The following is a 23,658-nucleotide window of genomic DNA, read 5'->3' on the forward strand; positions in this document are numbered from 1 at the left end:
CCCTCGGCGCCCTGCCGTGTCCTCAGACCCCGGCAGGCGCCCTGCCGTGTCCTCAGACCCCGGCAGGCGCCCTGCCGTGTCCTCAGACCCCGGCAGGCGCCCTGCCGTGTCCTCAGACCCCGGCCAGCAGCTTGCGGAGCAGGCCGGTGAGGACCGCGGTCTCCTCTTCGCTCAGCCCCCGCAGCGCGGCGCGCTGCACCTCCAGGCCTGCGGTGACGGCCTCGTCGATCAGCGCGAGGCCCCGGTCGGTGATCGTGACCTGGAGGCCGCGCCGGTCGTGCGGGTCGGGCCTGCGGCACAGCAGCCCCGCCTTCTCCAGCTTGTCCAGCCGTCCCGTCATCCCGCCCGTGGTGAGCATGAGCGTGGCCGACAGCTGGCGCGGCGAGAGGGTGTACGGGGCGCCCGAGCGGCGCAGCGTGGCGATGACGTCGAACTCCCCGCGCGAGATGCCGAAGCGGGAGTAGGTCCGCTCCATCGCGTCGCCCATGGACTTGGTGATCCGGTAGATGCGTCCGAAGACCGCCATGGGGGCCGTGTCGAGCTCGGGGCGCACCGCGTACCACTGGTCGGTGATGGCGTCGACGGCGTCCTTCTCGGCCTGTTCTTCCTTCATGGCTGGAGTATCGGGTTCCACTCGGTCGTTCGCAAGAAAGTTGCTTGACGGAAAGTAGCTTAGCGATAAGCTACTTCCGAGCAAGTGAACTTCTCGGGGGGAACCATGAAGGAAGCACGGGTGGAGGGGGAGCGGTCCCTGCTCCTCGGCATCGGGATCAGCGCGGTCGGGATCGGCATGTACGTGCCGTTCTCGCTCGTCTTCTTCCACCACGTCACCGGCCTCTCCTTCACCCTGGTCGGCCTGGTCCTGACCGTCACCGGGGTCGCCGGACTGGTCTTCATGCCGCTGGCGGGCACCGCCGTGGACCGGTTCGGCGCCAAGAAGGTCAACCTGGTGCTCTACGCGATACGGGCGGCCGGCTTCGCCCTCTACCCCTTCGCCGGCTCCCTGCCCGCCTTCGCCGCGGTCGCCCTCGTCACCGCCCTCGCCGACCGGTCCTTCGGCGTCGTCCAGCAGTCCCTGATCGGCGAGGTCGCGCAGGGCTCCGCCCGCGACCGGCTCCAGGCCTCCACCCGGGCCCTGCAGAACGCCGGGATGGGCGCGGGCGCCCTGCTCGTCTCCGGGGTGCTGGGGCTGTGGGGGACCGGCGGATTCACCCACACCGCCTGGGGCAACGCGCTGGCCTTCGCCCTCGCCGGACTGCTCGTCAGCCGGGTGCGCCCGCTGCGCGCCGCCGCCGCACCCCTCGCCGAGGGCCCGGCCCCGCAGTCGCCCGCCGGCTACCGGACCGTCCTGAGGGACCGGCCCTTCCTCGGGCTCACCGCCGCCAACTTCCTCACCGCACTGGGCTACGCCGCCCTCTCCGTCCTCTTCCCCCTCTACCTCTCCACCTGGCTGGCGGCCCCCGACTCCCTCACCGGAGCCGCCTTCACCGTCAACACCGCGCTCTGCGCGGGCGTCGGCGTCCTGATCGCCGCCCGGGTCCGCCGCTCCGGTGCCCGCCGCACCCGCTCCGCGGCCCTCGGCGCCCTGCTCTTCGCCGCCGCCTTCGCCGGGCAGATCGTGCTCGGGACCCTGCGCCCCGGGCAGACCGCCACCCTCGTCGCCCTGCTGGCCATCGTCGTCGTCTACACCCTCGGCGAACTCGTGCACAGCCCCTTCGGCGGCGCCCTGTCGGTCTCGGCCGCCCCCGAAGCCGTCCGCGGCCGCTACCTGGCCACCTACCAGCTCTCGTACTCGCTGGCCACGGCGCTGGCCCCGGCCCTGTTCACCGCCCTGCTCTCGGTCGACGGGCGGCTGCCCTGGGCCGTGCTGACCGCCGCCGCGCTCGGCGCCGCCCTCGCGCTGCTCCGGCTGGAGCGGCACCTGCCCGCGCACGCCGTGCACGCCGAGCCGCCGGCCGCGGCGCCGGCGCCGCGCGGCCCGCTCGCACCCACCGCCGCCTGAACCCTCCCCTCCCGAGGAGCCACCTGCCATGAAGCGCCTCGCCACCGTCGCCCTGACCGCCCTCGCCCCCGTCTCCTGGGGTTCGACCTACGCCGTCGCCACCGAACTGCTGCCGCCCGACCGGCCCCTGTTCACCGGGGTGATGCGGGCCCTGCCCGCGGGGCTGCTGCTGACCGCCCTGGCCCGTACGCTCCCCACCGGCGCCTGGTGGTGGAAGTCCGCCGTCCTCGGCACCCTCAACATCGGCGCCTTCTTCCCGCTGCTGTTCCTGTCCGCCTACCGGCTGCCCGGCGGCGTCGCGGCCGTACTGGGCGCCGCCGGACCCCTGTTCGTCGTGGGACTCGCCGCCCTGGTCCTCGGCGAGCGGGCGAGCCTGCGCACCGTGCTCGCCGCCGTCGTGGGCGCCTTCGGCGTGAGCATGGTCGTCCTCACCGCCGAGGCCGGGCTCGACCTGGTCGGGATCATCGCCGGAGTGGTCTCCTCCGCCTCCATGGGCGCGGGCACCGTCATGACCAAGCGGTGGGGCCGCCCCGAGGGCGTCGGCCCGCTGGCCATGACCGGCTGGCAGCTCACCGCCGGCGGGCTGGTCATCATCCCCGTCGCCGCCCTCGTCGAAGGGGCGCCGCCCGCGCTCGACGGCAGGGCCCTGCTCGGCTACGGCTACATGATGCTGATCAACACCGGCATCGCGTACTGGCTCTGGTTCCGCGGGATCGGCAAGCTCAGCGCCACCTCCGTCACCCTGCTCGGCCCGCTCTCGCCGCTCACCGCCGCCGTCATCGGCTGGGCCGCGCTCGGGCAGGCGCTGACCCCCGTACAGCTGGTGGGCATGGCGATCGCCTTCGGGGCCACGGTGGCGGGCCAGCTCGCGGTCGCCCGCACCCCCCAACCATTCAGTTCAACTGAACAGATCGATCGAAACATTTCGATGGACCTGAGCGATAGGCAGGTGCGACGGTAGGTCCCACCGCACAGGATCCGACCCCGAGGGGGAGACACACAGTGGCCGTCATGGACCGCGTCCGCACCGTCGCACAGGGCAAGCCCACCACCGCGGGAACGAAGGGCGCCGCCGGACTCGGCGTGCTCCTCGCCCTGCTCGCGACGGTCGTCTGGTCCGGCAGCTTCGTCGCCACCCGGGGCATGGCCGACACCGTCCCGCCTGTCCAGGCCGTCTTCTGGCGCTGGATCATCGCCACCCTCGCGGTCGCCCCCTTCGCCGCCCGGCAGGCCTGGCAGCAGCGGGCCCTGATCCGCAAGCACCTCGGATTCGTCTCCCTCGCCACGCTGTTCGGCGTCGCCCTCTACAACACCCTCGTGCACCAGGCCGGACTGACCACCTCCGCCTCCAACATGGGCATGATCATGGCCGCTTCGCCGGTCATCATGGCGCTCTACGCCCGGCTGGGCGGCGAACGGCTCGGCGCCCGGCGGACCTTCGGACTGCTGCTGGCCGCCTTCGGCGTGCTGCTGCTCGTCGGAGACGGCTCCCTCGGCTTCGCCTTCGGCGCCGGCGACCTGTGGATGTTCGGCGCGGCCCTCTCCTTCGCCAGCTACAGCGCCCTGCTCAAGCGCAAGCCCGCCGAACTGGGCGGCCTGGCCTTCCTGATCACCACCTTCGTGCTCGGCGCGCTGATGCTGGCCCCCGCCTACGCGGTCTCCGTCGCCGTCCAGGGCGGCTTCGAGGTCACCGCCGGCACCGCCGGACCGCTGCTGTACGTCGGGGTGTTCTCCTCGGCCGTCGCCTTCTTCGCCTGGAACAAGGCGATCTCGGTCATCGGCGCCGCCCGCGCCGGAGTCGTCTACTACCTCCAGCCGGTGTGCGTCGCGGGCCTCGGCCTGCTGCTGCTGGGCGAGCGGACCGGACCGGCGCAGCTGCTCTGCATGGCCCTGATCCTGGGCGGCGTCGCGCTGGGGTCGCGGCGGTAGGTTCGGTGCCATGACCGAGTGGGACATCAAGAAGCTGCGGATCCTGCGGACCCTCGCCGAACAGGGCACCGTGACCGCGACGGCCGAGGCGCTGCACATGACGCCCTCGGCCGTTTCGCAGCAGCTGACGAACCTCTCCCGGCAGCTGGGGGTGGCGCTGCTGGAGGCACAGGGCCGCCGGGTCCGGCTCACGGACGCCGCGCACCTCGTACTGCGGCACGCGGAGGCGGTGTTCGCGCAGCTGGAGCAGGCGGACGCGGAACTGGCCGGGTACCTGGCCGGGGACGCCGGTGAGGTGCGGGTCGGCGCCTTCTCCACCGCCGTGCCCGCACTGGTCGTACCGGCCGTGGCCGCGCTGCGGCTGACCCACCCGGGGGTGGAGGTCCGGGTCCGGGAGACGGAGGCCGCGGAGTCGTACGAGCTGCTGTCGGCCGGGGGCGTGGACCTGGCGCTGTCGCTGGCCGCGCACGCGCCGACCGCGCGCGACGCCCGGTTCACCCGGCTCACGCTGCTGGAGGACCCGCTGGACGTGGCGCTCCCGCCGGGCCACCCGCTGGCGGCCGCGCCGCGGCTGCGGCTGGCCGACCTGTCCGGAGACCCGTGGATCTACGGGGGCAGCGGCCCGTGGTCGGAGATCGCGCGGGGCGCGTGCGAGGCGGCGGGCTTCGTACCGGAACAGGCCCACTCCGCCTCCGGCTGGACGGCGATCCTCGCGATGGTGGAGGCGGGGATGGGCGTCGCGCTGGTCCCGCGCATGGTGTCGAGCCGGGCCTCGGGGGTGGTGGTCCGCGTGCTGGAGCTGGACCGGCCGACCCGGCACGTGATCGCGGCGGTCCGACGCGGCGCCGAGGCCGCGCCGGCGGTGGCCCACGTCCTGACCGCGCTCCGCGCCGTCGCCGCCAGGCCCTGACCACGGGCCGAGGGGGTTCGGGACGCCGCTGCGCGGAGCCGTCTCCCCGCCCCGCCCTCTCTCCGTTTCCTGGGGCTCCGCCCCAGACCCCGCTCCTCAAACGCCGGAGGGGCTGGAGCTCAGCCCCTCCGGCATCCGCGGGTGCGGGCGCGGCCCGGAGGCTCTTAGACCTGAGCGGCAGCGGCGGCCGCGTCGGCCGCCTGGGCCTTCAGGGCGCGCTCGACGCCCGCGCGGGACTCCGAGACCAGGCGGCGCAGGGCCGCGTTCGGTTCGGCCGAGGCGAGCCAGGCGTCCGTCGCCGCCAGCGTGGCCGGGGACACCGCCAGCGCCGGGTACAGGCCCACCGCGATCTGCTGGGCGATCTCGTGGCTGCGCGTCTCCCAGATCCGCTTGACCACCGAGAAGTACTTCTCACCGTACGGCGCCAGCAACTCGCGCTGGTCGGCCTGCACGAAGCCCCCGATCACGGCCTCCTGCACCGCGTTCGGCAGGTCGTCGGCCTCGACCACGGAGGCCCACGCCTCGGCCTTGGCCTCCGCCGTCGGGCGCGCCGCCCGGCAGGTCGCCGCGTGGCGCTCGCCGGCCGCCGTGGAGTCCCGCTTCAGCTCGGCCTCGACGGCCGGCTCACCGGCGACGCCCGTCGCGACCAGCCGCTCCAGGAACGTCCAGCGCAGCTCCGTGTCGACGGCCAGGCCGTCGAGCACGGCCGAGCCGTCCAGCAGCGCCGACAGGTACGCCAGCTGCTCCTCGGTACGGGCCGTGGCCGCGAAGCTGCGCGCCCACGCCAGCTGGTGGTCGCTGCCCGGAGCGGCCGCACGCAGGTGCTCCAGCGCGGCCCCGGTCCAGACCGCCAGGCCCTCCTCGCGCCACGCCGGGTCGGCGTACAGGTCGACGGCCAGCTTCACCTGGCGCTGGAGCGTCTGGACGACGCCGATGTCGGACTCCTTGCCGATGCCCGACAGCACCAGCGCGAGGTAGTCGCGGGTGGCCAGCTCGCCGTCCCGCGTCATGTCCCAGGCCGAGGCCCAGCACAGCGCCCGCGGCAGGGACTCCGCGAAGTCGCCCAGGTGCGCGGTGACGTTGGCGAGGGAGACCTCGTCCAAGCGGACCTTCGCGTACGACAGGTCGTCGTCGTTCAGCAGCACGACGGTCGGGCGGGCGCGGCCCACCAGCTCCGGCACCGCCGTCAGCGCGCCGTCGATGTCCAGCTCGATCCGGTCGGTGCGCACGAGGGCGCCGCCCTGGAGCTCGTACAGGCCGACCGCGATGCGGTGCGGGCGCAGTACCGGCTCGCCCTTGGCGCCCGCCGGGAGCGCCGGGGCCTCCTGGCGGATCGCGAACGCGGTGATCGCACCGCTCGCGTCCGTCTCGATCTCGGGGCGCAGGATGTTGATGCCCGCGGTCTCCAGCCACGCCTTCGACCAGGCGGTCAGGTCGCGGCCCGAGGTCTCCTCCAGGGCGCCCAGCAGGTCGGACAGGCGCGTGTTGCCGAAGGCGTGCGCCTTGAAGTACGCCTGCACGCCCTTGAAGAAGGCGTCCATGCCGACGTAGGCCACGAGCTGCTTGAGCACCGAGGCGCCCTTGGCGTACGTGATCCCGTCGAAGTTGACGAGGACGTCGTCCAGGTCGCGGATGTCCGCCATGATCGGGTGCGTGGACGGCAGCTGGTCCTGCCGGTACGCCCAGGTCTTCATGGAGTTGGCGAACGTGGTCCACGCGTGCGGCCACTTCGAGCCCTCGGCGTACGCCTGGCAGGCGATCGAGGTGTAGGTGGCGAACGACTCGTTCAGCCACAGGTCGTTCCACCACTCCATGGTGACGAGGTCGCCGAACCACATGTGGGCGAGCTCGTGGAGGATGGTCTCCGCGCGCACCTCGTACGCCGCGTCCGTCACCTTCGAGCGGAAGACGTACTGGTCGCGGATGGTGACCGCGCCCGCGTTCTCCATGGCGCCCGCGTTGAACTCCGGGACGAAGAGCTGGTCGTACTTGGCGAAGGGGTAGGCGTAGGCGAACTTCTCCTGGAACCAGTCGAAGCCCTGCCGGGTGACCTCGAAGATCGCGTCCGCGTCGAGGAACTCGGCGAGCGAGGGCCGGCAGTAGATGCTCAGCGGCACCGACTGCCCGTCCGCGCCCTCGTAGGAGCTGTGCACCGCGTGGTACGGGCCGACGATCAGCGCGGTGATGTACGAGGAGATGCGCGGGGTGGGCTCGAAGGCCCACACCCGGTCCTTGGGCTCGGGGGTCGGCGAGTTCGAGATGACCGTCCAGCCCTCGGGGGCCGTCACGGTGAACTGGAACGTGGCCTTCAGGTCGGGCTGCTCGAAGCTGGCGAAGACCCGCCGGGCGTCCGGCACCTCGAACTGGGTGTACAGGTAGGCCTGCTGGTCCACGGGGTCGACGAACCGGTGCAGGCCCTCGCCGGTGTTGGTGTACGCGCAGTCCGCGACGACCCGGAGCTCGTTGGCCCCGGCCGCCAGGTGGTGCAGTGCGATGCGCGAGTCCCGGAACACGGCGGCGACGTCCAGCGACTTGCCGTTCAGGACGACCTCGTGCACGGCCGGGGCGACCAGGTCGATGAAGGTCTCGGCCCCGGCCTCTGCCGACTGGAAGCGCACGGTGGTCACGGAGGGGTAGGTACCGCCCTCCTGCGCGCCGCTGAGATCCAATTCGATCTCGTACGAGTCGACGGTGAGCAGCTTTGCCCGCCGCTGGGCCTCTTCACGGGTGAGATTCGTGCCTGGCACGCGGTCATCTCCTTCGATGGTGACGTTCCGGCCCATCCTTCCACGGCAGCGGAGCCAAGGGGTCGGAGTAATCCAGAGGCGAACAGGCCTCAAGGTGGCGCTCATGGTGGCACTGAGGGTAGCCTTGCAGGTATGAAGATTAGTGTGAGTCTTCCGCAGGAGGACGTTGCGTTCGTCGATCGGTACGCCGCCGAGGTCGAGGCCGAATCCAGATCGGCCGTCATACACGCCGCGATCCAGTTGCTGCGCGAGTCCGCACTGGAGAAGGAGTACCTCGAAGCCTGGGACGAGTGGTACGAGAGCGGGGATGCGGAACTCTGGGACCGCACGGCGGGAGACGGGATCGTCGATGAGGCGCGGTGACATCTACTTGGTCGATCTTGAGCCGACGGTCGGCAGCGAAGCGAACAAGACGCGCCCTGCGGTTCTCGTGACCAACGACGCCGCGAACCGGATGGCGGATCGTGCCGGGCGTGGTGTTCTGGCCGTGGTGCCGGTGACGTCGAACGTTGCGCACGTCCGTACGTTCCAGGTGCTCCTGTCCGCGGAGGACTGCGGCCTCAACATGGACTCCAAGGCGCAGTGCGAACAGATCCGGGCTCTCGACCTCTCGCGGTTCGGGCGGCGGATCGGCACCGTGCCGGCGCAGGCGCTGAAGGAGATCGACCGGGCGCTGCGCCAGCAGCTGGGGCTTTAGACACGCCCGAGGGGCGGCACCGGCGCGGACACCGTTGGCGAATGCCCTTCATTCAGCCCCACCGGGATTACCCGGTGGGGCTGAGTGCTGCGAAGTGTGAGGTGCGGGTGGGGGCGAGTGGGGTGCCGGTGAGCCATGCGTCGAGGCGGGCGAGGTTCATTCCGGCAGCGGTCAGTACGTGTTGGAGGCGGGTCTTGGGGTGGCCTCGGTAGCGGGACTTGCGCAGGCCGAAGGCGCGGACTCCTTGGGCGATGGTGCCTTCGATGCCAGCGCGGTGCCCGTAGCGTTTCTGCCACTGCACGGTCTGCTGGTCTCGTCTGGCTGTGCGTAGTGCTTCGTGTTCGTCGCGGTGTCGCAGAGTGATCTCGCGCCCCATGGAGGCGACGCCGCGGGTGCACTGGTCGCGGGAGGGGCAGGGGCGGCAGTCGGCGGGTGAGAATCTTGCCCGGATCACCGGGCCTTCGGTGCGTCGCCGGTCGTGCTGCCACTGGGTGGTCATCTTGCCGTTGGGGCAGGTCACACGCTTGTTGTCCCAGTCGATGGTGAAGTCGTCGATGGTGTAGCCGTTGTTCGCGGCGGCCTGCCATCCCGTGTTCGGCTTGACTGGTCCGACCAGTTCGATGTCGTGGTCGCGGCGGGCGGCCACCAGGTGCGCGGCGTCGACGTAGCCCGCGTCGACCAGGTGAACGTCCGGGATGAGCTTCCGCCGGGCGAGGCCGTCGTGGATCTTGTCGGTGACCTCGAAATCGGTGACGGCGGCGGTGGTGGTCACCACCTCGGTGATCAGGTGCGGGGCATCGGGCTCGCAGGTCTCGGTCAGGTGGACTTTGTAGCCGCACCAGGCCCTGTCACGCTTGACGCCGTTGCGGGCGTCCGGATCGTAGGGCGAGCGGACCCGTAACCGTCCGGGCGGGCAGTCCTTGCAGTTCCGCCAGCTCACTTCACCATCGCTGACCTGGTATTCCTGCACCCACATCTGCCGCAGGAACTCCACTGCGGGAAGCTCCCGCAGCCAGGCAGGCGCATCGGTGGACCAGACGGAGGTCAGGAGAGTCATGCCGTCCTGGCCGACCTGTTCGGCATGTCCGACGCGGGCGGCCCACCGGCTGGGGAACTTGGTGTCCTCCGGGCGGGCGGAGTAGCGGTCGAACCACTCCGGTGGCGTTCGGACGGCCAGCCACTGCGGAACGGCCACCGCCAGAGCGTTCAGCGCGGCCCGCATTGTCTCGACCACGGACTCCAGCCGGTTCAGATCCCGCACCGCGGCCAGGACGTGTGTGGCGTCACTTCGCTGTCGGCCGCCGGCCTTGAGCAGCCCGGCGGCCGAGGCGTTCTCCAGGACCGCATCGAGCACCCGGGCCTCGATACCACCGGCGATGAGCCTGTCACGGAACTCGCTGAGCACGGAGAAGTCGCAGCCAGGATCGGTCAGCTCCAGTCCCAGGGCGTACTTCCAGTCGATCCTCGACCGCACCGCGTGCGCGGCCTGCCGGTCTGAAAGGCCCTCGGCGAACTGCAACACCGAGATCATCGCCAGCCTGCCCGGCGATGCCGCCGGACGTCCCCGGTCGGAGAACAGGCCCGCGAACTCCCCGTCTGTGAAGACCGGGCCGAGAACGTCCCGCACACGAACAGCCAGACAGCCCTTCGGAAAGGCCGCACGAGCCACCCTTGCCGTCTCCTCCGGCACGCCCGCCGGTACCCCAGGACGCAACGACACCGTCAACCCCACCCCAAACACAACGTCGGTCTGCCCCACCAACGCGGTGGAACAGACCGACGTCACGTCGCAAAGGACATTCGCCAACGGTGTCCGGCGCGGTGCCGCCCCTCGGGCGCGTGCGGGCAGGCGGGATCAGCCGCGCAGCTCCTCGGCCACGAGCTCGGCGATCTGGACCGCGTTCAGCGCCGCGCCCTTGCGCAGGTTGTCGTTCGACAGGAACAGCGCGAGGCCGTTCTCGACGGTCTCGTCGACGCGGATGCGGCCCACGTACGAGGCGTCGCGGCCGGCGGCCTGGAGCGGGGTCGGGATCTCCGACAGCTCGACGCCCGGGGCGTCCTTCAGCAGCTCGTAGGCGCGCTCGACGCTGATCGGGCGGTCGAAGCGGGCGTTGATCTGGAGGGAGTGGCCGGAGAAGACCGGCACGCGCACGCAGGTGCCCGAGACCTTGAGCTCCGGGATCTCCAGGATCTTGCGGGACTCGTTGCGGAGCTTCTGCTCCTCGTCGGTCTCGAAGGAGCCGTCGTCGACGATCGAGCCCGCGAGCGGTACGACGTTGTAGGCGATGGGCCGCTTGTAGACGGCCGGCTCCGGGAAGTCCACCGCGCCGCCGTCGAAGGTCAGCTGGTCGGCGGCCTCGGAGACCGCGCAGGCCTGGGTGCGCAGCTCGGCGACACCGGCCAGGCCCGACCCGGACACGGCCTGGTAGGTGGTGGCGATCAGCGCGGACAGGCCGGCCTCGTCGTGCAGCGGGCGCAGCACCGGCATCGCGGCCATGGTGGTGCAGTTCGGGTTCGCGATGATGCCCTTGGGGCGGTTCTTGATCGCGTGCGGGTTGACCTCGGAGACGACGAGGGGGACCTCGGGGTCCTTGCGCCAGGCGGAGGAGTTGTCGATCACGACGGCGCCCTGCGCGGCGACCTTCTCGGCGAGGGCCTTGGAGGTGGCGCCGCCCGCGGAGAAGAGCACGATGTCCAGACCGGAGTAGTCGGCCGTGGAGGCGTCCTCGATGGTGATCTCCCGGCCCTCCCACTCTAGGGTCGAGCCCGCCGAACGGGCCGAGGCGAACAGCCGCAGCTCGTCCACCGGGAACTTCCGCTCGGCGAGGATGCCGCGCATGACTCCGCCGACCTGTCCGGTGGCTCCGACGATTCCGACCCTCACGGTGACTCCTTCAGTACGTACGACGCGGGCGCGCGTGAAGCCATCATGCGTTCGACCCCACGAGCCTTGTCCAATCCATTGTCCGAGGAACGGACGGTGTCCTGGATGTGAACCCGTGTGACGAGTCCGTGGCGCGCGTGTTGCAAGGCCCCTGAACATCCGTTTTGCCCGGTCGGAGCCGGTTAGCGTCCGATCTGCCATGACCGGTATCCGGACATGGCCGACCGTATTGCGACCCATCCGACTCGGGGAGATCCACTGTGCGCGCCATCCGCCACCGCCGCCGGTCCATACCGGCGCTCGCCGCCCTCGCGGCCGCCGCCGTCGCCGCACCCGTCCTGCTCACCGCCACACCGGCCGCGGCCCACCCGCGCGAGGGCCGGCTCGCCAAGGAGCTCGTGGAGGAGGTCACGGCCCTCCACGAGGCGCGCACGAAGACGGAGAAGACCTTCGTCCTCGGCAGCGGGGGTGCGCAGGGCCGCGAGCCGGCCACCGCCGCGTTCACCTTCACCAAGTCCACCCCGGCGGGCGGGCTGACCGCCCCGATCGCCCTCGCGCGCTGGAGGTGGCGCTGGGGCTCGCGGAGGAGGGCGCCAACAAGAAGGGCAAGGGGCCCGCCAACAAGGTCCGGTTCGCCTGGTGGTCGGCGGAGGAGCTGGGCCTGCTGGGCTCCGAGCACTACGTGGCGCAGCTGTCCGAGCGGCAGAAGAAGAACATCGCGCTCTACCTCAACTTCGACATGATCGCCTCGCCGAACCCGGTGCAGTTCGTCTACGACGGCGACGACTCCGACAAGACCGGCGCGGGCGCGGGCCCGGCCGGCTCGGCGCAGATCGAGGCGCTGATCAACGGCTTCCTCGACAAGAAGCGCAAGCCGCACGAGGGCAGCGACTTCGACGGCCGCTCCGACTACGGCCCGTTCATCGCGAACGGCATCCCGGCCGGCGGCACCTTCACCGGCGCCGAGGGCATCAAGACCGCCGAGCAGGCCAAGCGCCACGGCGGCACCGCGGGCGCCCCGTACGACCCGAACTACCACGGGGCGGGCGACGACCTGAGGAACCTGGACCTGAAGGTCTTCGACACCAACCTGGACGTCATCGCCCACGCGGTGGGCACCTACGCCCAGGACCTGAGCTCCCTGAAGGGCTGACCACCCGGGGGGACACGGGGGAAACGCCCGGAGGGGCAGTGCTCGTCACGACGAGCACTGCCCCTCCGGTGTCGTGGTTCCTACCGGGTTACGGGAGGACCTTCTCGATCTGCACGCTGCCCGTGCCGGCGGCGGTGCCGCGGGCGTTCAGCAGCTGGACCTGGCCGAAGAACTGCCGGCCCTCGGGGGCGGCGGCGCTGACCAGGACGTTCGCCGAGACCGCCGCGGAGGCGCCGTTGGCGAGGTTCACCGCGGCGCTCTCGTCGACCTGGACGGAGCCCAGACCGGCCGAGAAGTACACGTCGCGGTAGTCGTACGTGGTGGAGCCGGACGGGACGGCGTAGCCGAACACCTCGATGGTGTAGGTGCCCGCGCCCGGGTTCACCAGGCTGACGCTCTCCTCGGAGTCGCCGTCGGCGGAGGAGCCGACCTTGATGCCGTCCTTGTAGACGTCGAGGTCGAGGTCGGCGCCGGTGTCGGACACCTTGCCGATCGCGATGTCGAGGCGGGAGACGCCCTCGCCGATCGTGACCTCGGTGGTGTGGGTCTCACCGTTGGCGATGGTCGGCTTGGCGACCTTCGCCGAGCCGAGCGGGCCGCCCTTGAGCTTGCCGCCCGAGATGGCCGCGGCGTCGTTCTTCACGGTCCACTGGACCGGGGCCGGGGTGCCCTGCTTGACCTCGGGCAGGACCTTGACCGCGGGGTCGAAGGCCGCGCCGAGCACGGAGACGTCCAGCTTGAACGGGTTGTCGAGCAGCGGTGACGTACGGCGCGACTCGACCTCGATCTCCCAGACGCCCGGCTGCGGGTCGGCGTACGAGCGCAGGTCGGGGCGGCAGGTGTTGGCCGGGTTGTCGTAGTTCGGGTAGCACTGGGTGGTCGCGCTGTTCTCGACGCCCAGACCGTACGGGTGGATCGAGATGAAGCGCGTCTGGCTGCCCGCCGCGAGACCGCCGAGGGCGACCTCGAGGGTCTTCGCGCCCGCCGGGACGGTCACGAAGTACGACTTGTGGCTGTTGCGCTGCACGGAGGAGGTGTCCGACAGGGTGAACGACGGCTTCGCCAGCGGAGCGGCGGCGACGACCGTGGCCAGGATCTGCTTGTCGATGCCCTCGGTGGTCGCGTCGTCCAGCTGCAGGATGCCGCTGTGGACGCCGCCCGACTTGGCGTTGGCCTCGACCTTGATGGTGACGGGCTTGTTCAGCGGCAGGGTGACGTAGTCGTAGCCGCCGATGACCTTGAAGGTGCCGTCGTTGTTGCGCCAGCTCAGGTCGTGCCGGGTGCCGTACTTGACGCCCGTGGTGCGGGTGACGACGACGTTGTAGACCTTCTTCTGGCCGACCTTGAGACCACCCTCGCGGTCGTACAGGCCGGTGCCGAAGCCCGGGGTCTTCAGGAACTGGTCGATCGCGGTGTCGACCGGCGCCTTGACGGTGAACTCGTTGGCCTTCGCGTCGCCCTGGATGGACTCCCACGCGTCGACGACGTTGATCAGACCCGAGCCCTGGGCGTGCGCCGGGACGTCGTCGATCTTCTTCGCGGTGCTGGTGAGCGCCACGCGCAGGCTCGCCGGGGTCAGCTTGATGTTGGCCTGCTTGGCGGCCGAGATCAGCAGGGCGCTGGCGCCCGCCGCCTGCGGCGAGGACATCGAGGTGCCCTGGAGCATGCCGTAGCCGGCCGGGAGCGTGTAGCCGGCCTCCTTGACCGGGGCGCCGGGCAGCCAGGTCTGGATGGTGTTGATGGCCGCGCCGGGGGCGGTGATGGTCGGCGTGAACCCGCCGTCCTCACGCGGACCGCGCGAGGAGAAGGGGAACATGTTGTACTTCTTCGCCACGCCGGAGCCGTAGTTGGCGGCCCAGGTCTCCTTGGAGACCGCGGCACCCACGGAGATGACCTTGTCCGCGAGGCTGGGGTCGCCGATGGTGTTGACGCCGGGGCCCTCGTTGCCCGCCGAGATGACGAGCTGGACACCGTAGGTGTCGATGAGGTTCTTGTAGAGCTCGGAACGCGCGTTGTTGCCGTCGTTCAGCGCCGGGAGGCCGCCGATCGACATGTTGACGATGTCGACGCCGCGGTTCACGACGAGGTCGATCATGCCCTCGGTCAGCGCGATGTTGGTGCAGCCGCCGGACCAGGAGCAGGCGCGCGAGGAGACGAGCTTGGCGCCGGGCGCCTCGCCGTTCATCTTGCCGCCGAAGAGGCTGTTGGCGGCGGTGATGCCCGCGACGTGCGTGCCGTGCTCGGACTCGATGATGCCGATGTTGACGAAGTCGGCCTTCTTGCCGACCCAGTCACCACCCAGCGGGTCCATCGGGACGTCCTTGCGGATCTCGATCACGAAGGGGATGCGGTCGGCGACCTCGGTCGCCGCGTTCTCCGTGCCGAAGTAGCCGATCTGGTAGCCGTCCTTGTACGGCTTCATCGGCTCGTTGTTCGTGAAGTCGCCGTCCTGGTCGGTGTCGACGCGGACGGTGCCGGCGGCGACGTCGTAGAGCATGCCGAACCGGTCGGTGGTGTCCCCGTCCCGGTTGACGTCGCCCTTCATGTCGCCGTTGGCGGTGATCGACTCGCTGAAGCGGCTCCACTGGAAGCTGCCCTCGGGGGCCTTCCAGCTCTGGCCGCCCGCGGAGAAGGCGCCGGCCGCGGTGGTGACCGGGGTGATCTGGGCGCGCCAGGTGCCGTCGCCGTCGGTGATCGGGTCGGTCGCGGTGACCCAGTCGACGATCTTGCGCTCGCCGGTGGTGGTCTGCTGCAGGGCCGGGTGACCGAGGTCGACGCCTGAGTCCATGATGCCGATGGTCACGCCACGGCCGTCGGCCTGCGGGTTGTTCGCGACGAAGTCCACCGCACCGGTCTCGAAGGACGGGTTGTACGGGTTCTTCGCCGGGGTGTTCTTGTCCGGCGCCGGGTACGCCTCGGCCGCGTTCTTCTTGCCCGCGCCCGAGGCGCTGTGGGCGTCGGGCCGCGGGTCCGGCAGCTGGATCTCGTGCCGCAGGTCGATGCCGTGCACCGAGGACAGCTTGGCGGCCGCCTTCAGCGCGGCGTCCGCCTTGCCGGTGGGCAGGGTGGCGCGGACATAGCCGAGCTTGTCGTACGTCTGGCCCACCGAGGCGCCCTGGACGGCGTCGAGCTGGTCGGCCACCTGCTTGGTCTGGCCGGGGGCGGTCGCGACCATGACGGTGACGGTCGCGTCACCCTTGGTCTTGGCCGCCTGGAGCAGCTCGGCGTCGGCCGAACCGAGCTTCTGGTCGGCGGACTTCACGGCCGGCTTGGCGCCCGGGGTGTCGGTGCCGGTGGCGGCGAACACGGGCGCGGAGCCGGTGGCCACGAGGGCGGCCACCAGGCCGGCCGCGGCCGCGACGCGCACGGCGCGTCTGGCCCCGGGTATGGAGCTGGGGGATTCGAGGGTCATCTGCATCCCTGGTCAGTGGAAGAAATGGTCCGGAATTCGGTGCCGGATGACCGGTCAGCTTTGCGCAAGAGCAAGGTCTTTGGGGAGAGTTGTCATTGACCGAGACCTGCCATGGCGGACTCTCGCCAGTGCGGAGCATGCGCCAGCGCGGCCGTACCGGGACAGACCGGGATGACCCAACGGGCTGGGAAGTGGATTTGTAGACTTTCCGACGGCGCCTCAGGGGCGGAGCAGGGTCCGGCGCCGGATCGGGTGTGACAACTTTCGGGGTTTCAGCGCTCGCGCGTGCGCGCGTAATGACGAGAGGCTTTCGCCCGGTTTCCGCATGCGGCCATCGAGCACCAGCGGCGGGTGCCGTTGCGCGAGACGTCGTGGAAGTGCAGGACGCAGCTCTCGGAGGCGCACTTGCGGATCCGGTCGGGTGCGGACTCCAGCAACTCCAGGTAGTTCCGGGCGGCCGTCCAGGCCGGACCCCAGGTCCGGTCGTCGAACTCGGCCCGCTCGCCCGGGCCTTCGGCGGTCAGGGTGGGCCGGATCCGGCCGTGCTCCAGCACCGCGTCGACCAGGGCCCGCGCGCTCTCGTCGGCGGGGTCTGCCACCGCGCGGGCCAGGGCCTCGCGGGCGGTCAGCAGGTGGACGAGGGTCGAGGCGTCCGCGCGGAAGCGGCCGGCCAGGCCGGTGCTCTCCAGCCAGACCGCGAGCCCTTCGACCCGGGACAGCCCGGCGGCTCCCGCGAAGAGGTCGAGCGGTCCGCCGTCGCCGGCCCAGCGGGTGTTCAGCAGGTCCAGGGCGACCGGCTCCCCGGTCAGGGGTCGTGGGTCCGCCGCCGTCATGTCTCCGAACCTTCCCGCTACCCCGTCGCTAACCCCTCAAGGGTACGTGACCGGTTGACCTCCTCCCGCCTAACCTTTAAAGTGAAACTAGACGGTTAGAGAAACACCTCTGGGGAAGGCACTTCCATGACGAGCGTCATCAGCAAGCTCCGCACCGGGCACGTGGGTCTGAACGTCACCGACCTCGACCGGTCACTCGCCTTCTACCGGGACGCCCTCGGCTTCCAGGTGCTGGGCGAGGGCAAGGAGGAGGGCCGCCGCTCCGCCTTCCTCGGCCAGGACGGCGAGCTCGTCCTCACCCTGTGGCAGCAGGCCGACGGGCCCTTCGCCCCGGCCGCAGCCGGACTGCACCACCTGGCGCTGTCGGCCGGCGCCGTCGAGGAGGTGCGGGAGTACGAGGAGCGGCTGCGGGCGCTGGGCGTGGAGTTCGCGTACGAGGGCGTCGTCGCCCACGGCGAGGGCGAGGCCTCCGGCGGCATCTTCTTCCACGACCCCGACGGCACCCGCCTGGAGATCTCCGTACCGACCGGAGCCGAAGGCGCACCCGCCCCCGTCACAGGGGCTCCTACCTGCGGATTCTTCTAATGAGTACCGGCGCCTACCACTGGGGCCCGCTGGCCGTGCAGGAACGGGTCGGCGTACGGGACGCGGCCGAGCACGTCGGCCGCTCGATCGGCACCGGCATCCGGGACGTCGCCGCCGCGTTCCTCGGCCTCCAGCCCCACCTGGTCGTCGGCGCCGCCGACGAAGCGGGGCGGATGTGGGCCTCGCTGCTCACGGGGGCGCCCGGTTTCGTACGGGCCACCGGGCCGGACCGGATCACGGTCGCCGGCGGACTACCGGACGGCGACCCGCTCGAGCGGGCCCTGGCCACCGCCGGGACCCGGGTCGGCACCATCGCGCTCGATCCGCGCACCCGGCGCAGGATGCGGCTGAACGGGACCCTCGAGGTGACCGGCAGGGGGTTCGCCGTCCACGCCGAACAGGTCTTCGCCAACTGTCCGAAGTACTTGCAGAAGCGGCAGCCGCTGGACCTCGCCGCAGAAGGAGCCGGTGTCGTGCGGCGCGGGGACGCGCTCACCCCCGACCAGGAGCGGGCCGTCCGCGCCGCCGACACCTTCTTCGTCGCCACCACGGCGGAGGCCGACGGGGCCGACGCCAGCCACCGGGGCGGGCTGCCGGGCTTCGTGGAAGTGGCCTCGCCGGGGGAGCTGAGCTGGCCGGACTACGCGGGCAACGCCATGTTCCTCACCCTGGGGAACCTGGCGGCCGACCCGCGGGCCGGGCTGCTCTTCCCGGACTGGGAGAGCGGGGCGCTGCTCCAGCTCAGCGGCTGGGCGCGGACCGAGTTCGGGGCCGACGGGGAGCGGTGCGTGCGCTTCAGCGTGGAGTCGGTGGTGGAGAGCCTGCATCCGGGGCGGCTGCGGTGGAGCGCCCCGGAGTACTCGCCTCACCTGGGGAGCACCACCAGGTAGGAGGCGGGTTCGCGGTCGCCGGACGCCGTCAGCGCGGTCCGCACCACCGCGGCCTGCTGCTCGGGCCAGTCGCGGAGCTTGCGCGGGGTGATGTGGATGACGGTCACCCCGAGCCGCTCCAGGGTCTCCCGCTTGCGGACGCACTCGGACCACTGCTCGTCCTCGCCCTGGCGCGGGGCCCGGGTGTCGATCTCCACGGCGACGGAGTGCTCGGGCCAGAACGCGTCGACCCCGCCGAGGTGCGGGCCGCCGGGCAGGCGCAGGTCCACGTTCCAGACGGGCTCGGGCAGGTCGTAGCCCCGTACGAGGTGGTAGAGCCGGTCCTCGGCGATGGCGCGGCCCTCCGCGAGCAGCGACTCGACGGCGTCGACCACGTGCGGCCGGTTCAGCAGCCGGGCCACCGTCAGCTCCCGTACCACGGCGGCCGGTTCGCAGTGCCCGCCGCGGACGGCTTCGCTGAGCAGGCGGCGTACGGTGCCGGCGTCGTCGAGCTGGGCCACGGCGTCGGCGACGGCCCGCGCGACCGGGGCCACCGGCAGGCCGGTCACCTCCTGGGACCGGGGCGGGGTGTGCGAGCGCACGATCCGCACGTCGCCGGTCGAGCGCAGCCGCCGGGTGCCGGGCACGAGTACGTCGATGTGGGAGAGCCCGAGCAGCGCGGGCGCGGAGCCGAACCGGTACAGGGCGAGCGCCGCGAGCCCCGTGATCATGGCCTCGCCGCCGCGCCGGCCCGCGTACAGCAGCGCGGCGTGCAGCCGCTCCTCGCTGGTCGCGGGGCCCGAGTGGAGCAGGAACACCCCGGGCAGGATCTGCTGCCAGGGCCGCTCGGCGGCGTCGGAGGCGGTGACGCCGTGCTCGCGGAGCTGGGCCAGGGTCAGCACGCGGGGGCGGCTGCCGGTGAGGTGGGCGAGGGGGAGGGGTGCGTTGTGGTTCATGACGCGGTGATTCCCTCAGGCCATGGCCTTGCTAACCCCTGTTACATGCCCGTCGGCAAATCGGGACAAGCCGGGGCTAAAGTACGGACGTTCGACTGCCGATGGGCTCCGCCGGTGTGCGGGCTCTGTGTTCGGCCGCCCCGCCGCTGCTGGGGCTCCGCCCCAGACCCCGCGCCTCAAACGCCGGCGAGGCTGGAATTGCCCTCCGGGCAATCCAGCCCCGCCGAGGCGACGCCGGCAAATTCAGCCCCGCCGGCGTTTGAGGCGCTGGGGGTCCCCCCGGACGGAGTCTGGGGGAGGGTTCGGGGGCGGAGCCCCTGACGGCGGAGCCGGGGGCTAGCGGTCCGAAGCCTCGTCGCAGTGCTGGGCGCGAACGGCGCGGGCCAGGTCGTCGCGGGACTCCAGGACCAGCCGGCGCAGCGCAGGCGCCGCCCCGGCATGCGCCGACAGCCACGCGTCCGTGGCGGCCAGGGTCGACTCCGGGTCGGACAGCGACGGGTACAGGCCCCTCACCACGTCCATGCCGATCTGGATCGACCGGTCCGCCCACACCCGCTCGATGACCTCGAAGTACGGCTCCGCGTAAGCCGCCAGCAGCTCCCGCTGCGAAGGCTGCTGCATACCGGCGATCGTCGCCTCGACCAGCGCGTTCGACAGCGCGTCCGACTCGACCACCGCCGCCCACGCCTGGTCCTTGACCGCCGCCGACGGCCGGGCCGCCAGGCACCGCACCTGGTGCCGCTTGCCCGACGCCGTGTCGTCCCGCGCCAGTTCCGCGCTGAGCGCGCCCTCGTCCACCGCCCCGTGCGCGGTCAGCGGAAGCAGGAAGTCCCAGCGCAGCTCCTGGTCCACCTCCAGCCCGTCGATCCGGGCGGAGCCCTCCAGTAGCCCCAGCAGCAGCTGGAAGTCGCCCTCGGTCGCCGCGCTCGCCGCGAAGAAGCGGGCCCAGGTCAGCTGGTGCTCCGACCCCGGCTCCGCCAGCCGCAGTTCGTGCAGCGCGCCCGCCGCCAGCTCCCGGCCGCCCTGCTCGCGCCGGCCGGGCGCCGTGTAGTGGGTGATCGCGGTCAGCGCCTGCGCGTGCAGCATCTGCAGCACGCCGACGTCCGACTCCCGGCCCGCGTGCGCCAGGACCAGCGAGATGAAGTCCCGCGCGGGCATCAGCCCGTCCCGCGTCAGGTTCCACAGCGCCGACCAGCTCAGCGCCCGCGCGAGCGGATCCGTCAGGTCGCCCAGGTGCGCCCGCAGCGTGGTCAGCGAGCCCTCGTCGAAGCGGACCTTGCAGTAGGTGAGGTCCTCGTCGTTGACCAGCACCAGGTCCGGCCGCTCCCGGCCCGCCAGCTCCGTGACCACGGTCCGCGCGCCCGACACGTCCGTCCCGGCCCGCGCGTAGCGCACCAGCGTGCCGTCGGACTCCAGCCGGTACAGGCCGACCGCGACCCGGTGCGGCCGCAGCTCGTCGCCCTCCTGCAGCACCGCGAGCTCGGTCACCCGCCCGCCCGCGTCGCAGGTCACCACCGGGGTCAGCACGTTCACGCCCGCCGTCTGGAGCCAGGCCCGCGACCATTCGGCCATGTCCCGCCCGGAGACCTCCGCGAGCACCGACAGCAGGTCGTCCAGCGTCGTGTTCCCGTACGCGTTCGCCTTGAAGTAGCGGCGCGCGCCCTCCAGGAACGCGTCCCGCCCCACGTAGGCCACCAGCTGCTTGAGCACCGCCGCGCCCTTGGCGTAGGTGATCCCGTCGAAGTTCAGCTTCGCGTCCTCCAGGTCACGGATGTCGGCCGTGATCGGGTGCGTGGACGGCAGCTGGTCGGCGCGGTAGGCCCACGCCTTGCGGTTGTTGGCGAAGGTGACCCACGCCTGGTCGAAGCGGGTGGCCTCGACCAGCGCGAAGGAGCCCATGAAGTCCGCGAAGGACTCCTTCAGCCACAGGTCGTCCCACCACTTCATGGTGACCAGGTCGCCGAACCACATGTGAGCCATCTCGTGCAGGATCGTGTTCGAGCGCCGCTCGTACGAGGCCTGCGTGACCTTGCCGCGGTAGATGTACTCCTCGCGGAAGGTCACCATCCCCGGGTTCTCCATCGCGCCCAGGTTGTACTCCGGCACGAAGGCCTGGTCGTACTTCCCGAAGGGGTACGGGTAGTCGAAGATCTCGTGGAAGAGGTCGAAGCCCTGCTTGGTGACCAGGAACACGTCGTCCGCGTCGAAGTGCTTGGCGAGCCCCTTGCGGCACATCGCGCCGAGCGGGATCGTCAGGTCCCCGCGGGTGTAGGAGTCGGTCACATAGTGGTACGGGCCCGCGACCACGCAGGTGATGTACGTGGAGATCGGCGCGGTCTCGGCGAACCGCCAGACCCCCGCCTCCCGGGACTCCTCCGCGCCGTTGCTCCACACCTGCCAGCCCTCGGGCGCGGACACCTCGAAGCGGTAGGGCGCCTTCAGGTCCGGCTGCTCGAAGTTCGCGTACACCCGCCGGGCGTCCGCCGGCTCGTACTGGGTGTAGAGGTAGACCTCGCCGTCCTCCGGGTCCACGAAGCGGTGCAGGCCCTCGCCCGTGCGGCTGTACGCGCAGTTCGCGTCGACCACCAGCACGTTCTCGGAGGCCAGGCCGTCCAGGGCGATCCGGGCCCCGTCGAAGACGGCGGCGACGTCCAGCGCGCGCCCGTTGAGGGTCACGGTGTTCACGGAGGGGGCGATCAGGTCCGCGAAGGTGGCGGAGCCGGGGGCGGCGGCCCGGAAGCGGATCGTGGTCACCGAGCGGAAGGTCCGGGGGCCCTCGGCCGGTTCGGCCTCGTCCACCGCGGACCTCACGTCGAGGACCACCTCGTACCCGTCGACGGACAGCAGTTCGGCCCTCTCGCGGGCCTCGTCGCGGGACAGATTCTCTCCGGGCACGTGCACTCCTTCGTGCGTGGTCGGGTTCCTTCGATCGAATCCTCCCATGGGGGGAATGCGTGCGAACGCGCGCTGGTTGGTCAGGGGGACACCACGAACGACGCCGTGAGCGATGCGAGGAGAAACATGTCCGACACCCAGGTGCGCGAGAAGACCCCGGTCGATTTCTGGTTCGACCCGCTCTGCCCCTGGGCCTGGATGACGTCCCGGTGGATGCTCGAGGTCGAGAAGGTCCGCGACGTCGAGGTCCGCTGGCACGTGATGAGCCTGGCCGTCCTGAACGAGAACAAGCTCGACGAACTGCCCGAGCACTACCGGGAGCTGCTCGGCCCCAAGGGCTGGGCGCCGGTGCGCGTGGTCGTCGCGGCCCAGCAGAAGTTCGGTGACGAGATCACCGGCAAGCTCTACACCGAGCTCGGCACCCGTATCCACAACGAGGGCAAGGGCGCCACCCGCGAGGTGATCGCCGAGGCGCTGGCGGCGCTCGCGCTGCCGGCCGAGCTGCTGGCGTACGCCGACTCCGACGAGTACGACGAGGTGCTGCGCGCCTCCCACAACGACGGCATCGACCGGGTCGGCCAGGAGGTCGGCACCCCGGTGATCTCGGTGCCCGGCGCCGACGGCGAGGACGTGGCCTTCTTCGGCCCCGTCGTCACCCCGGCCCCGCGCGGCGAGGCCGCGGCCCGGCTGTGGGACGGCACGCTGATGGTCGCCTCGATCCCCGGCTTCTACGAGATCAAGCGCACCCGTACGAAGGGCCCGTCCTTCGAGTAGTCCGTACCGGTAGTCCGTACCGGCGCACACAGAAGACCCCCGCGAGTCACGTCCTCACGGGGGTCTTCTGCTGGACACGCCCGCCGGTGAAGGTTGAGAAGACGATCACGAGGCGGACGGGCTCGGTGGTGCGATCAGCCCTTGGCGGGGATCAGCAGCGGGGTGTTCGCCTTGGCGTCGGCGTAGCGCTTGGACACGTCCTGCCAGTTGACGACGTTCCACATCGCCTCGATGAAGTCCACCTTCTGGTTCTTGTACTGAAGGTAGAAGGCGTGCTCCCAGGCGTCGAAGACCAGGATCGGGGTGCTGGCCACGCCGACGTTGCCCTGGTGGTCGTAGACCTGCTCGACGACCAGGCGGCCGCTGACGGGCTCGTACGCGAGCACGCCCCAGCCGGAGCCCTGGGTGGCGGAGGAGGCGAAGGTCAGCTGCTTCTTGAACTTCGCGAACGAGCCGAAGGACTCGGTGATCGCGTCGGCCAGGTCGCCCAGGCCGTCGGCCGCGGTGGGCTCGCCGCCGCCCTCGCCGGTCTTCGGGCTGGCCATGTTGTGCCAGTAGATGCTGTGCAGGATGTGGCCGGAGAGGTGGAACGCGAGGTTCTTCTCGAGGCCGTTGAGCGCGCCCCAGTTCTCCTTGTCGCGCGCCTCCGCCAGCTGCTCCAGCGTGTTGTTGGCGCCCGTCACGTAAGCCGCGTGGTGCTTGTCGTGGTGCAGCTCGATGATCTGCGGGTTGATCACCGGCTCCAGCGCCGCGTAGTCGTACGGAAGCTCAGGAAGCGTGTAGATGGCCATCGTGTTTATCCGGTCCCCTCAGCGTGCCAACTGCTTACTGCAATCAATGCGCAACTGCACGCTAGCAGTATCTATTCCTGGTCACACGTAAGGGTTACCTGAGTTCAGAGGCGTGCGAACGAGGCGGGGGGCCCGCGGGCGCGCGCGGCGCCCCCCGCGCGGTGTCGCCCCCCCCGCGCCGGGGCGGGGCGCGGGGCGGGGGCACCCCCCACGGCGCCGCC

At 71.3% G+C, this 23,658-nt stretch carries 18 protein-coding genes and 1 pseudogene; 10 read left to right on the top strand and 9 right to left on the bottom strand.

The genetic code is table 11. From position 1 onward, the window contains the following. Window positions 1–112 precede the first annotated feature (112 nt). Entirely contained in the window at window positions 113–613 is a 501-nt protein-coding gene (locus ACFWP3_RS37385; RefSeq protein ID WP_384230335.1) for a MarR family winged helix-turn-helix transcriptional regulator, read from the bottom strand. 105 nt (window positions 614–718) lie between these two features. On the opposite strand from ACFWP3_RS37385, the gene ACFWP3_RS37390 reads away from it, so the two are divergent. The 4 genes from ACFWP3_RS37390 to ACFWP3_RS37405 are packed head-to-tail and all read left to right on the top strand — an operon-like array spanning window position 719 to window position 4,841. Further along, window positions 719–2,002 carry an MFS transporter gene (locus tag ACFWP3_RS37390; protein WP_384230337.1) on the top strand — a complete coding sequence of 428 codons (1,284 nt, stop codon included), beginning with the start codon at window positions 719–721 and terminating at the stop codon, window positions 2,000–2,002. A 28-nt stretch (window positions 2,003–2,030) separates the two neighbouring features. Next, a complete protein-coding gene (locus ACFWP3_RS37395; RefSeq protein ID WP_384230339.1) occupies window positions 2,031–2,963 on the top strand; it encodes an EamA family transporter in 933 nt (310 codons plus the stop codon). A 50-nt stretch (window positions 2,964–3,013) separates the two neighbouring features. After that, a complete protein-coding gene (locus tag ACFWP3_RS37400) occupies window positions 3,014–3,931 on the top strand; it encodes a DMT family transporter (RefSeq protein WP_384230341.1) in 918 nt (305 codons plus the stop codon). A 10-nt stretch (window positions 3,932–3,941) separates the two neighbouring features. After that, a complete protein-coding gene (locus ACFWP3_RS37405; protein WP_384230344.1) occupies window positions 3,942–4,841 on the top strand; it encodes a LysR family transcriptional regulator in 900 nt (299 codons plus the stop codon). 164 nt (window positions 4,842–5,005) lie between these two features. Here the strand turns inward: ACFWP3_RS37405 and pepN (ACFWP3_RS37410) are convergent, their stop codons facing one another. Then, window positions 5,006–7,588, bottom strand: a complete 2,583-nt coding sequence (gene pepN, locus ACFWP3_RS37410) for an aminopeptidase N (protein WP_384230347.1) — start codon at window positions 7,586–7,588, stop codon at window positions 5,006–5,008. Window positions 7,589–7,720: 132 nt separating this feature from the next. Here pepN (ACFWP3_RS37410) and ACFWP3_RS37415 point away from each other — a divergent pair, with 132 nt between their 5' ends. Next, on the top strand, window positions 7,721–7,951 hold the full coding sequence (locus ACFWP3_RS37415; protein WP_384230349.1) for a type II toxin-antitoxin system ParD family antitoxin: 231 nt from the start codon (window positions 7,721–7,723) through the stop codon (window positions 7,949–7,951). A gap of 7 nt (window positions 7,952–7,958) precedes the next feature. After that, a complete protein-coding gene (locus ACFWP3_RS37420; protein ID WP_384230351.1) occupies window positions 7,959–8,285 on the top strand; it encodes a type II toxin-antitoxin system PemK/MazF family toxin in 327 nt (108 codons plus the stop codon). Between the two features lie 67 nt (window positions 8,286–8,352). Here ACFWP3_RS37420 and ACFWP3_RS37425 read toward each other — a convergent pair whose 3' ends face one another. Together ACFWP3_RS37425 and ACFWP3_RS37430 are read right to left on the bottom strand one after the other, a co-directional pair. After that, the gene (locus ACFWP3_RS37425; protein ID WP_384230354.1) at window positions 8,353–10,005 is read right to left on the bottom strand and encodes an IS1182 family transposase; all 1,653 of its coding nucleotides are present in this window, start codon (window positions 10,003–10,005) and stop codon (window positions 8,353–8,355) included. Between the two features lie 135 nt (window positions 10,006–10,140). Then, on the bottom strand, window positions 10,141–11,169 hold the full coding sequence (locus ACFWP3_RS37430; protein WP_384230356.1) for an aspartate-semialdehyde dehydrogenase: 1,029 nt from the start codon (window positions 11,167–11,169) through the stop codon (window positions 10,141–10,143). Between the two features lie 442 nt (window positions 11,170–11,611). On the opposite strand from ACFWP3_RS37430, the pseudogene ACFWP3_RS37435 reads away from it, so the two are divergent. Further along, window positions 11,612–12,322: pseudogene (locus ACFWP3_RS37435) on the top strand (M28 family peptidase); the annotation flags it as partial. A gap of 88 nt (window positions 12,323–12,410) precedes the next feature. Here ACFWP3_RS37435 and ACFWP3_RS37440 read toward each other — a convergent pair. Together ACFWP3_RS37440 and ACFWP3_RS37445 are read right to left on the bottom strand one after the other, a co-directional pair. Continuing rightward, the gene (locus ACFWP3_RS37440; RefSeq protein ID WP_384230358.1) at window positions 12,411–15,734 is read right to left on the bottom strand and encodes a S8 family serine peptidase; all 3,324 of its coding nucleotides are present in this window, start codon (window positions 15,732–15,734) and stop codon (window positions 12,411–12,413) included. Between the two features lie 272 nt (window positions 15,735–16,006). Beyond that, a complete protein-coding gene (locus ACFWP3_RS37445; protein WP_384230361.1) occupies window positions 16,007–16,567 on the bottom strand; it encodes a CGNR zinc finger domain-containing protein in 561 nt (186 codons plus the stop codon). Between the two features lie 126 nt (window positions 16,568–16,693). Between ACFWP3_RS37445 and ACFWP3_RS37450 the strand changes: the two genes are divergently transcribed. Together ACFWP3_RS37450 and ACFWP3_RS37455 are read left to right on the top strand one after the other, a co-directional pair. Further along, window positions 16,694–17,152 (top strand): VOC family protein, encoded by a 459-nt coding sequence (locus ACFWP3_RS37450; protein WP_384230363.1) that lies wholly within the window; start codon window positions 16,694–16,696, stop codon window positions 17,150–17,152. After that, entirely contained in the window at window positions 17,152–18,042 is an 891-nt protein-coding gene (locus ACFWP3_RS37455) for a pyridoxamine 5'-phosphate oxidase family protein (protein ID WP_384230365.1), read from the top strand. Before ACFWP3_RS37450 ends, ACFWP3_RS37455 begins: the two co-directional genes overlap by 1 nt. Here ACFWP3_RS37455 and ACFWP3_RS37460 read toward each other — a convergent pair. Together ACFWP3_RS37460 and pepN (ACFWP3_RS37465) are read right to left on the bottom strand one after the other, a co-directional pair. Beyond that, window positions 18,018–18,977, bottom strand: a complete 960-nt coding sequence (locus ACFWP3_RS37460; protein ID WP_384230367.1) for a hypothetical protein — start codon at window positions 18,975–18,977, stop codon at window positions 18,018–18,020. The two genes, ACFWP3_RS37455 and ACFWP3_RS37460, sit on opposite strands and share 25 nt — an antisense overlap. Window positions 18,978–19,313: 336 nt before the next feature. Further along, complete coding sequence (gene pepN / locus ACFWP3_RS37465; protein WP_384230369.1) at window positions 19,314–21,872, bottom strand: aminopeptidase N; 2,559 nt, start codon at window positions 21,870–21,872, stop codon at window positions 19,314–19,316. A 126-nt stretch (window positions 21,873–21,998) separates the two neighbouring features. On the opposite strand from pepN (ACFWP3_RS37465), the gene ACFWP3_RS37470 reads away from it, so the two are divergent. Further along, the gene (locus ACFWP3_RS37470) at window positions 21,999–22,646 is read left to right on the top strand and encodes a DsbA family protein (RefSeq protein ID WP_384230371.1); all 648 of its coding nucleotides are present in this window, start codon (window positions 21,999–22,001) and stop codon (window positions 22,644–22,646) included. A 134-nt stretch (window positions 22,647–22,780) separates the two neighbouring features. Here the strand turns inward: ACFWP3_RS37470 and ACFWP3_RS37475 are convergent, their stop codons facing one another. Beyond that, window positions 22,781–23,437 (bottom strand): superoxide dismutase, encoded by a 657-nt coding sequence (locus ACFWP3_RS37475; protein ID WP_030016698.1) that lies wholly within the window; start codon window positions 23,435–23,437, stop codon window positions 22,781–22,783. Between the last annotated feature and the right edge of the window lie 221 nt (window positions 23,438–23,658).

Origin of the sequence: Streptomyces sp. NPDC058525 (genome assembly GCF_042719495.1) — a bacterium.
Classification (GTDB): domain Bacteria; phylum Actinomycetota; class Actinomycetes; order Streptomycetales; family Streptomycetaceae; genus Streptomyces.